A 9,228-nucleotide genomic window follows, 5' to 3' on the forward strand; every position below is an offset into this window, starting at 1 on the left:
CCAACAATACCCGTTACCATCTCTTGCACCCGACCGTCGGGGTAAATGACAAACTCAAGGGTTTCCATGCTTTATGCACCACCGAAGACTATATGAGCGAGGACAGATCCAACCTGCATCAGCGTCGAATCTAGTTAGTAAGTTGTCGTAATAAACCGTTATCAATTTAGGACGAATTATAACAAAAGTTCTTGGTTGCAAGAGCAATCACTTGAAATTAGTTTCTAGGAAGACTCAAAATGCGTCAAGCGTTGGGTTGTAACGTTTTATGGAGACTGCAAGTTGCTTAGCGTCTAGCGTCTCGCCATTAATCATGATTGTTTTTGGTTAGCGTTTTGATGAGTGGGATCGTCCTCGATGAATCTCTGAAGTGCATAACAGAATAAGGATTCGACGCTTTTTGGCGGGAGGATGCTATCCCCTAGCAAAGGGTATATTTCAGGGGGAAAGTAGAGCGTTGATATGTCTTTTTCTGATAAGAAAGATAAAGAAGTGTCTTTCTCTTTACAAAGAGGTACAAATGAATCCAGGCTATGGTCCCTTCTCAATCAAGAGTGCTTGACTCACGGTTAGAAGGATTTTTGCCAGCTCACGATAGGCAACATCTTCATCTCTAGCTGAAAACTCGCTATGGAACAGAGCAGAATCTGACTGATCCCCTATCGACTGTTTAAGAATTTAATTTGTTGTGAATGAAGCACTGTTGCGATCTCAGATTATCGATTCCTGCACCCAAAATGGCTACAGGGCGGCATGAATGCTATTGAGTTGCGATGCTCGAAGAGCGGCCTTCGAGCATCGCAACTTAGGCTTCTGTTAAATTTTTAAGCTTTTGAGAATAATTACAGCTCCCACAACCGCAACTATTGCCCCAGCCCATGTCCCCAATAGACTACCTATAAGGGTATTGGCCAACCCCTCCGATATACATCCCCAAGCTGCAAGCCCTTCACAAGTTTGCGATAACGGTTGTTTCTCTCCAATTTGGTATCCAATGACTAAGCCCGCTAGGCCACCTACAACACCATTTGCTCTGAATAGCCAAATTTGCCAGCGATATAGTTTGCCTTGATTGCGAAACCAAATCTTCCCCATCAGCCAACTTACGATTATTCCGACCCCCACAATCCACATCAACACTGCCAACCAAAACCAAGAATTTGTAAAAACCATAGTTCGGGTATCGTGATGAAGAATAATAGATATGCAGAGGTTGGAGCACAAGTACTATCGAACTGCAATGGCGTTGCGATCACAATACTCTGGCTATTTCAAGCAGCGATCGCATTTAACCAAAGTCAACCAGTGGTATAAAGGGTTGAAGATTTGATATCAATACGATCACTCTTGCTGTCGAAAGACTTCATGAATCACCAGCAACAGACGGTACTGTCGCCGGGACAATTGGGATAGGGAAGCCCAATCCATCAATGTGGGCTAGATTCCGCCGCACATAGCCCAACTGCTGACGAATCCCTTTATGAATCAGCTTGCGGCTCGGTTGACGTTTCTTGGCAATCGCCAGATAGGCTTTGCGGGCCAGTTTACGATAGGTGCAAGGTTTGCACTTGAGTGACAGCATGACTTGGGAATAGAGGGCATCGAGGATGGCTTCACTCGCTTTGCGGGTATCATTGAGCAGCTCTAAGTCTTTCGGATAGCGAATATCGGCTGGTGCACAGGTCGCGTCTATCAACAATTGGCCTTGGTTGGGAGGCGCAGGAGGCTCATCTTCTTCGTCGTCAGAGGGAGGAAGATAACTCAGGGGACATCGCAACAGGAGAACCCTCGGAGGCTAGCACTGATTCCACTACTGCATCGTTGACTTGAGTCAGCAGCTCTAGGTTCAACTGTTGGCGAAAGTGAACCAACATGGAGGCATCAAAGGGAGCACTATCTCGATAGTCACTAAACCCCAGAAAGTACTGCAAGTAGGGGTTCTCTCGAATCTGTTCTACGGTCTATGCGTCGGATACACCCAGTTTCTCTTTGATGATTAAGGTCCCTAAGGCCACACGAAAGGGTTTAGCAGTGCCCCCATGCTTGGACTGAATTGCTCTGCATACTCTGACTTAAAGCTCTCCCAGGGAGTCAGCTCGGCTAGTTTTACCCAGCGGTTCTCGCCTGATAGTTTGCCACCGAAGGACAAGTAGAAATTCTCAAAGGACAGTTGAGCGGGGGATGGGCGACGATACATCGGGTTGTATGTGCAAGAGTTTGGAATATTTTGAATGATTTTCCTTGCACTTCTCAAGTGTTTTCAACACTTGGATACACTGGGATGATTCGGATTTAGACTTTCGAAGCAAACCCTAGCTAGTACTTCATCCAGCTGTAACCCTAATTCTTCAATTTCTAGACGAGCACGACGAAGATTACCCAACAGATATGGATTAATAGACGGATCGGGCATCGATGGTTGGTTATGGTAACTCAATATAGGTATGCCCCCGGCTTTGCCGGGGAGACTCTCGTAGGTTTGACTGGGTGCAAGGTAGAAAATTCTCCTTGCAATTTTCTCGCAAGGAGCAAGAAATACCACCTAAAAAGCTAAATCATACGACTTGGGATTGAAAATATCACATTGCATTAATTTTAAGCGCCGTCAGAAAGTTGTTAAATTAGGAAGTAATTTAACTCAATATCGAGACCAAAAAGAGTACCAAAAACACCATATATACCCCAAACACACCTGTCAGGATCATTCCAGCTGTCGACCGGGGTTCCTGATTTGGAGTACCTTCGGGCTTTAAAAGGCGATTGAGGATATAACGAAATTTGACGTAATATATAAAGCCCCATAAAGGCGTTTTTTGGATCAGATAGATTTGCCTATCTTGATCTAGTGCCGCAGGCACGTAAAACTGGGCGAAACGGATCTTAGTTTTGCGCTGACACAGTTGGCGTGCTTCTAAATCTACTTGGTCGGCAATATAGGCTACCAGCACAGCATTACCCGATTGAAAGCCTCTAGGCAACGGTGACTGATTTGCCTTCTGGGCCTGCTGCATTAACGTCAATTGATCGGTTGCCATGACCTGAGCATTGAGGAGGGGAACCCGGCGGACAAAGACGGTGTAGTTTACCCACGTCAACAGGCATTCCCAATTAAACGTCCGACGTGCCGCAATAATCGTGTCTGGCATCACTTCTAAAACGCGGAAGCCAAGGCAGCTGAGTTCTTGTTGTTGAGCAGATAAAGGATGGTCTGCAGTCATAACGAGGTTCCACAAAGGTCAATGCTGACCATCAGTGTCTCATCTCTGGTCATTAGGTGACACCCTAATCGTCTGAGTTATGATTGCTTAAATTTTTGTTGTGCCAATGCTCGAAAATTTTGCTCGGCAGCAATTTCATCCTGTTGGGCTTGTTCTAGGAAGTGGTATAAATCTTCTTTGTTGACCCAATCGAAGGTGGGGCTGCGATGGCCGAAGGCCGGACAGAGCCCATCGCATTCCTGATACGCTTCTCCCTGCAGTTGAAAAATCCGCCACACCTGCCCGTTATAGCGCCAAAACTCAGGCACCCCCATCGATGCATACAACCGATCTTTGGCAATATCCGTGTTGGTAATGTCCACTTCTACCACCAAATCTGGTGGTGGGTCCTGGGAGAAATCAACCTTCCGTCCTGTCACCACTGCTTGATTTTGAATGTAATAGGCACAGTCGGGTTCAGACCCTCGATCTAGATCTGGGCGATCCATGGTTGTGGAACCCATGGTTTTGATCTTCAGGCCCATAGCCGCCACCAAAATCACAATGAATCGCTCAATTAATCGCAGAGCAAATTCATGATCTTCTAGGGGCATCACAATTTCTAGAGTTCCTTGATCGTAGGTAAGTCTAACCGCTCGACTATTGGGTAAGGCATGCAGAATTTGCTGATAGGCGTCCCAAGTCAAGCCGCTAACAGTAACGCATTTTTCTCCAAGGGCTTGATGCTCAACTGGTACGCCTGTTGTGACCATACTTGTGACCCATGAGTCTTACCTCATTTTAGCTGACGGTCCCAGAGAGCTTGAGACTTCAGCTATAAGCCAAAGGTGACTCTATTTCAGAATTACAATTCTCAAGAATCTACTCTCCCACCATTGCCAATGCTTGATTAATCACCCGATTGCTCAAGTACATACCTGCTTGCTTCAGATCCGCTATCACTGGACGAGCAGCTAGAATATATCCCCGTTGTTTCGCCACCAACACCAAACCCAACGTTCCTCGAACTGGAATACCCAGTTGTTGGGCACAACGGCGACCTGCTAAGTCATCCACAATAGCTTCGGTACCAGGATACAGCTGCGCCCAAGCCAAAACGGCAGATTCACCTGGATCTAGTCGGCAAGCACGAACAGCTTGGGGGGTTATGGGAGGCTTAACTTCAACCAACCAGTCGGCCTTCTGCAAAGCTAGACAGGTCGGGTCGGCATCGCCATATTGCCGAATTTCTTGGATCACCACTTGTGGTACAAGCACCTGGGGATACAACTGCTGAAGAAGGTGTAAGTAATTTGCAGTCGATAAGAAAATCAAAGGCGAGGCATCAATGACAGGTGGCAACTGTGAGGCTTCAGCCAAGCGTTAACTCCTGAGCCAAATCTTCTAAATCGACTTGAAACACATCTAGTTTTTCATGGGCCAATCGTTCCAGGAATTTTTGACGTGTCATCCCAGCTAACTGTGCTGCTTTTCCCTGGGAGATCTCGCCACGGGTATACCAGTAGATCGCGGCTGCTAGCTGTAATCGCTGAGCTAGGTCTGTAGAAGCGTCGTCTGGATTCTCGAATAAGTCATCCGGGATATTGAGGGTAACTTGAGTCATCGGAGTGTCTTCTATCAATCTAACCATCAGAGATCTGAACGCTCACTTCTGTGTTAACACATCATCCATTAACTGAGTGCGGTAAAACAGAATGCCACCTGTAATAACCCACGATACTGAATAAACCCTGATCCTCCAGGGCAACCTTGATAGCCATCAACGCGTTAAGAATGGAAAGCTCACTCCCACTGATGAGCATCCATGCGGCGAATATGCTTGCCCATTACACGGTAACCTCACAAGTTATAGCACCAGATTGGAGATTGATAGGAGATGGCTTCAGGTAAAGAGCGATAGCTTCTTGAATACTCTCTATTGCTTCAGCTTGCGTTTCCCCACAAGAAACACAGCCGGGAAGCTCGGGACACCAGACAGCCCAATCATTAGTCTCTGGATCAAGCTCTAGGACTACTCGCCACTTCACATCAACCAGCTCCAAAACGATAAGCGTGATATTTGTAGTGTAGCCGCAGGATAAGCGGCCTTGTCTCCATGGCGCGGGCAATAACTTACAATATAAAGCAGGTAAGTGACTATCGAGCGTTCGTGTGCACGCATAGGTTAGACGTGCTTATAGTAGATAGTTTAGGTTAGCGTAAGTCTTCCTCAGATAGCTGGGCAATTTTCATTAAAGCTCTCAAAGTTCCAATTTTTAAATCTCGATTCTTGTGAACTGGGATTGATAGAATTTCACCGACATCAACTTTTGCATAAATATGATGACTACCAGTTACTCTTTTCAAAATCCAACCTTTTCGCTCCACAATTTTGCAAAGTTGTTTACCTGAAACAGATCTCATACAGCAATTTCAACTATTTGATCAGTTGATTGAGTCACCTGACGCTCATTAGCAACGTCAAGCCAACCTTCAATAGCATCTCTCAAATTGTTGATTACTTCATCTTTGGTATCCCCTTCAGTAATACAACCAGGAAGTGCAGGAACTTCTGCCCAATACCCTCCTTCTTCTGCTGAATGGATAACTGCTTTAATCTTCATTAAATCACCGATTTAGTAACATTAATAGGACTTACATCCTGTACATATAAGAACCATTATTCATTAACATAAATACGTTGTTTTAGCCTTTGGCAGATATTCTATATGAAGCTAAGATTGGTGAGAAGGAAGAAGGAAAATCAACCTCAAAGGCCTAGAAACTACTCCAGCTATTTTGGCTTTTCTATCAATGCAATTATTCTTGATTACTGAGATAGAAATCTTTGATTTCACCATCTAGTGCCATCGTACTAACTTCAATTATTGCTGCTTTGCCTTCAAAATGAAAAACTCCATATACAAAGTCAGCACAACCAACTAAAAAAGGTAATGCTCCTTTAGGTAACTTGTTTTTAGGTTGTATGTACAGCATTCCAGCATTAGCCTGAGTGTCGATCCAGAATTCATGTATCAATATTTTGCCTTTATTATCAATAGGAAAGGTAATCCCATAAGACATTAAATTTATTTGAATAGTTTTATCAATCTGGGACTTCAATTCCATATCTCCGACTTGCTTCCCGATGGGTGTGTCGTCGTGGTTAAGCTCGACCACGAGTCCGTTGTCGTCCGCGACTAGCGACTGCAGATAGGCGATGGCGTTGCTGGTAGCCAATGTCATGGATCGGCCAATCAACATAACTATAATACAAAGGCAAATTTCCTCTTAACACGAAAGAAATTTGGCTTGTCTACCTCTCTCTACCAAGCCTGTTCAATTTGCTAAGCCTTTGCTGACGGATTTCTTCGTCAAATTTAGCCAGTACTGCATCAAGCTGTAATCCTAATTCCTCAATTTCTAGATGAGCACGACGGAGATTTCCCAACAGACGTGGATCAACGGACGGATCGGGCATCGATGGTTGGTTGGTCATGGTAACTTCCACTCGGTCTTAATTTCTTGAATACTTTGTTCTAATGCTGGCAGTCTAGCCTCTGTCTTTGAAATAATCTGCATCACTAGCTCTAGCATATCTTTTGGAACATGAGGCTGAATGTTGAAAATCCGAATTTGCAGACTTGAACATTGGGTAAATCGCTCAGGCGCTTGCTCTGCAACACTTTGCAAGTCGTTAAGAGAAACAATGGTTCATTCGGTTTCATCGAATGTGTTGAACAGGGCAAACTCATGTGCCCAATGCATATGGCCCAATCGCATACTTTTGGGCAACTGTCTCATCGAAAACAACGAGTATGTCATCAGACATGGCCCACAGCCTATCAGATAAATCCATATATTGCGAAGCCGATAAGTAAATATGGCGGTGGCATGAAAATGACAGGCGCAAATCCTGAGGGTAGTATGTGCGAAATGCTTCGTCATCGGTCACTGATTCTGACGCCCACGACCAAAAAACATCGACAGAAGTAATCATTGATCCAATGAAGGGTCGCCAATCAGATGTGGCGCTAACATCCCATTGACGACTCGTTGTGACTTCACACTTTGCTTCGTGTGGGAAAATCCCTATGCCGTATTGGTAGAACGTGCCATCCCAGAAAAATGTCCTAAAGCCATCATCACGCGTTTTAAATTCAAGTCCGTAATCGAGGAAGTGGCCAATCTCAGGTTGGTGCAGATAGCATGGCTCATCAGTTCCGTATTCAATTTCAAAATAGGTAACCCGTTGGATTTCTAAGCCAACGAGTTTCTGAGCAACCGCGTCATACTGGTCACGTGTTCTGATATTTTTCATGATGCATACCACCATGTTGAGCAGTGCTTTACAGACAATGAGGCTTGGCGCAGCCAAACGAGGCGGCTGAAATGCATCCGCTCCAATTAAACGTTAGGTGTCGTACCGTTAATCTAGTAATCATGGACGACCTTTTGCCGATATTCATCACCCAAGTCATCTTTGTCTACTACCTCGATCTAAAAAGAATACAGCACAACACCTATAGCAAGCCACGATATCGAATAAACACCAAAATTACAGCCCACGAACCCAAGGCCACTTTGATTGCCACCAATACATTAAGAATGGGAATCACACCGCCACTGACCAAAGCACCAAGATCACCGTGGGGTAATTCAAAACCAACCAACGTGATTGCGGCCAAGACCAAAAATATCAGAACGGAGATCTTCTCCCACATGGCGGCTCGCCAGCGTTGATAGATCCCCTGCATCCACTTGGAAGAAGAGGTAATCGCGATTAGGCCAATGGCTGTACCGCCCGCTACACCCGCCGCAAATCCACCACCTGGACTTAAATGGCCGCGAATCGCTAACTCAATACTGACCAAGGAGGCAATCGTTGCTCCTAAGCGAGCAAGAACAATCGAAGGTTTATCCGTAAATCGATGCACCTTTGTAGAGGGCTGCTCATCCGATAGGAGAAAGCGGACGCCCATAATGGCGATGGTAAACACCACCACTTCGAAGATAGTGTCGTAGAGGCGATTCCTGAAAATAATGCCCGCTAAGGCATTGGGAACACCACTATCGTCAACGACAGCCTTGACGATGGACAAATCAGCCACATCCAATTCTGGATTGGGCATTACCAAAATTTTGACATAGAGGGCGAGTCCCGCCAGGATATAGAGCCACTTCATACCTTGACCTCCGCTGACTCAGCCACCGTCACATAGGTCAGGGCCGTTGCGGGTGATGTCAATTCTGCTGCCATAATTTCGTACAAGCGGGGGATGCGGATTAGGGCTTGATCCTGCGATTCAGTAGGCAGCTGGGGCAGATAAATGGCATGCACTTCCTTTTTATTCAAGGCTTGGCGGAGGTCTTGGTCATTGGGGTAACTGACCAGCTCTAAGCGCATATAGTGCTTAGAAAAGACAGCCCGACAGCTTTCAATCCAAGATTGAAATTCCTGGGGCTCAAATGTCTGGAGAATCCCTAGACGCACAACTAGGGAGGACCGAACTGCTACCGCATAGAGGGTAATGGCCAGCATCGTGCCGACGAGAGCCTCTGTTAAAGCTACGTCTGCTGCCCCTAAGACGGCATAGACCAAAGCTGCCACTGCCCCCAAAATGCCGCGAATAATCAGGGCATGGTAGGGATTGACCTGCAGCACCACCATCGTTGCAGTCAAAGGCAGCAGGGCAATAATGATGTAAACATAACTATCTTCCATTAGGTCTCTGCCTCCTTGGGACTACTTGAGCAATAGGCCAACACATATCCCAGCACCGTATTCCAGATGGCTAGGGACAAAATGGCCAGCACCAGCAGGGGCCATTCCCGGGGAATTTTGAGTAGCAAACCGATGACAATTAGCATCGACCCCAAGGTATCGGCCACAGAGAGGCTATGGAGCTTATACAGCACCGAGCGGTGGCCAACTAAGGGCCAGGTGCCCCAAAACCAGAAGACCATGCCCATGCCCATACAGACATAACTAATTGCGTTAATCATCCGTCACTAATCCGTTTAATAATAT

General features: G+C 45.9%; 15 protein-coding genes and 1 pseudogene. All 16 read right to left on the bottom strand.

All coding sequences use genetic code 11. The annotated features are described in order from the left end of the window. The coding region (locus tag Q0986_RS14200; RefSeq protein WP_299411427.1) for a DUF2997 domain-containing protein at positions 1-68 on the bottom strand (68 nt) is incomplete at its 3' end. A gap of 748 nt (positions 69-816) precedes the next feature. After that, positions 817-1,173, bottom strand: coding sequence for a hypothetical protein (locus tag Q0986_RS14205; RefSeq protein WP_299411394.1), 357 nt, complete (start codon positions 1,171-1,173; stop codon positions 817-819). A 171-nt stretch (positions 1,174-1,344) separates the two neighbouring features. Beyond that, positions 1,345-2,197, bottom strand: a pseudogene (locus Q0986_RS14210) (transposase); the annotation flags it as partial. Positions 2,198-2,633: 436 nt separating this feature from the next. Next, positions 2,634-3,218, bottom strand: a complete 585-nt coding sequence (locus Q0986_RS14215) for a hypothetical protein (protein ID WP_299411396.1) — start codon at positions 3,216-3,218, stop codon at positions 2,634-2,636. A 77-nt stretch (positions 3,219-3,295) separates the two neighbouring features. Further along, positions 3,296-3,970 (bottom strand): Uma2 family endonuclease, encoded by a 675-nt coding sequence (locus Q0986_RS14220; protein WP_299411398.1) that lies wholly within the window; start codon positions 3,968-3,970, stop codon positions 3,296-3,298. 109 nt (positions 3,971-4,079) lie between these two features. Next, positions 4,080-4,577, bottom strand: coding sequence for a DUF3368 domain-containing protein (locus Q0986_RS14225; protein ID WP_299411401.1), 498 nt, complete (start codon positions 4,575-4,577; stop codon positions 4,080-4,082). Further along, positions 4,570-4,821 carry a UPF0175 family protein gene (locus Q0986_RS14230; RefSeq protein WP_299411403.1) on the bottom strand — a complete coding sequence of 84 codons (252 nt, stop codon included), beginning with the start codon at positions 4,819-4,821 and terminating at the stop codon, positions 4,570-4,572. Before Q0986_RS14230 ends, Q0986_RS14225 begins: the two co-directional genes overlap by 8 nt. A 223-nt stretch (positions 4,822-5,044) precedes the next feature. Continuing rightward, positions 5,045-5,245 (bottom strand): type II toxin-antitoxin system HicB family antitoxin, encoded by a 201-nt coding sequence (locus Q0986_RS14235; RefSeq protein WP_299411406.1) that lies wholly within the window; start codon positions 5,243-5,245, stop codon positions 5,045-5,047. 166 nt (positions 5,246-5,411) lie between these two features. After that, entirely contained in the window at positions 5,412-5,621 is a 210-nt protein-coding gene (locus Q0986_RS14240; protein ID WP_299411408.1) for a type II toxin-antitoxin system HicA family toxin, read from the bottom strand. Continuing rightward, positions 5,618-5,821 (bottom strand): type II toxin-antitoxin system HicB family antitoxin, encoded by a 204-nt coding sequence (locus tag Q0986_RS14245; protein WP_299411411.1) that lies wholly within the window; start codon positions 5,819-5,821, stop codon positions 5,618-5,620. The genes Q0986_RS14240 and Q0986_RS14245 overlap by 4 nt, the downstream gene beginning before the upstream one ends. A 196-nt stretch (positions 5,822-6,017) precedes the next feature. Beyond that, positions 6,018-6,443 carry a hypothetical protein gene (locus Q0986_RS14250; protein ID WP_299411413.1) on the bottom strand — a complete coding sequence of 142 codons (426 nt, stop codon included), beginning with the start codon at positions 6,441-6,443 and terminating at the stop codon, positions 6,018-6,020. Positions 6,444-6,513: 70 nt separating this feature from the next. Continuing rightward, on the bottom strand, positions 6,514-6,696 hold the full coding sequence (locus Q0986_RS14255; RefSeq protein ID WP_299411415.1) for a hypothetical protein: 183 nt from the start codon (positions 6,694-6,696) through the stop codon (positions 6,514-6,516). A 252-nt stretch (positions 6,697-6,948) separates the two neighbouring features. Next, the gene (locus Q0986_RS14260; RefSeq protein ID WP_299411418.1) at positions 6,949-7,518 is read right to left on the bottom strand and encodes a hypothetical protein; all 570 of its coding nucleotides are present in this window, start codon (positions 7,516-7,518) and stop codon (positions 6,949-6,951) included. A 202-nt stretch (positions 7,519-7,720) separates the two neighbouring features. Next, on the bottom strand, positions 7,721-8,383 hold the full coding sequence (locus tag Q0986_RS14265) for a Na(+)/H(+) antiporter subunit B (protein WP_299411420.1): 663 nt from the start codon (positions 8,381-8,383) through the stop codon (positions 7,721-7,723). Then, positions 8,380-8,922, bottom strand: a complete 543-nt coding sequence (locus Q0986_RS14270) for a DUF4040 domain-containing protein (RefSeq protein WP_299411422.1) — start codon at positions 8,920-8,922, stop codon at positions 8,380-8,382. Before Q0986_RS14270 ends, Q0986_RS14265 begins: the two co-directional genes overlap by 4 nt. Then, positions 8,922-9,203 carry a monovalent cation/H(+) antiporter subunit G gene (locus Q0986_RS14275; RefSeq protein ID WP_299411425.1) on the bottom strand — a complete coding sequence of 94 codons (282 nt, stop codon included), beginning with the start codon at positions 9,201-9,203 and terminating at the stop codon, positions 8,922-8,924. Before Q0986_RS14275 ends, Q0986_RS14270 begins: the two co-directional genes overlap by 1 nt. Positions 9,204-9,228: the final 25 nt, after the last annotated feature.

The sequence above is a fragment of the Acaryochloris sp. IP29b_bin.148 genome (assembly GCF_028285565.1).
Taxonomy (GTDB): domain Bacteria; phylum Cyanobacteriota; class Cyanobacteriia; order Thermosynechococcales; family Thermosynechococcaceae; genus Acaryochloris.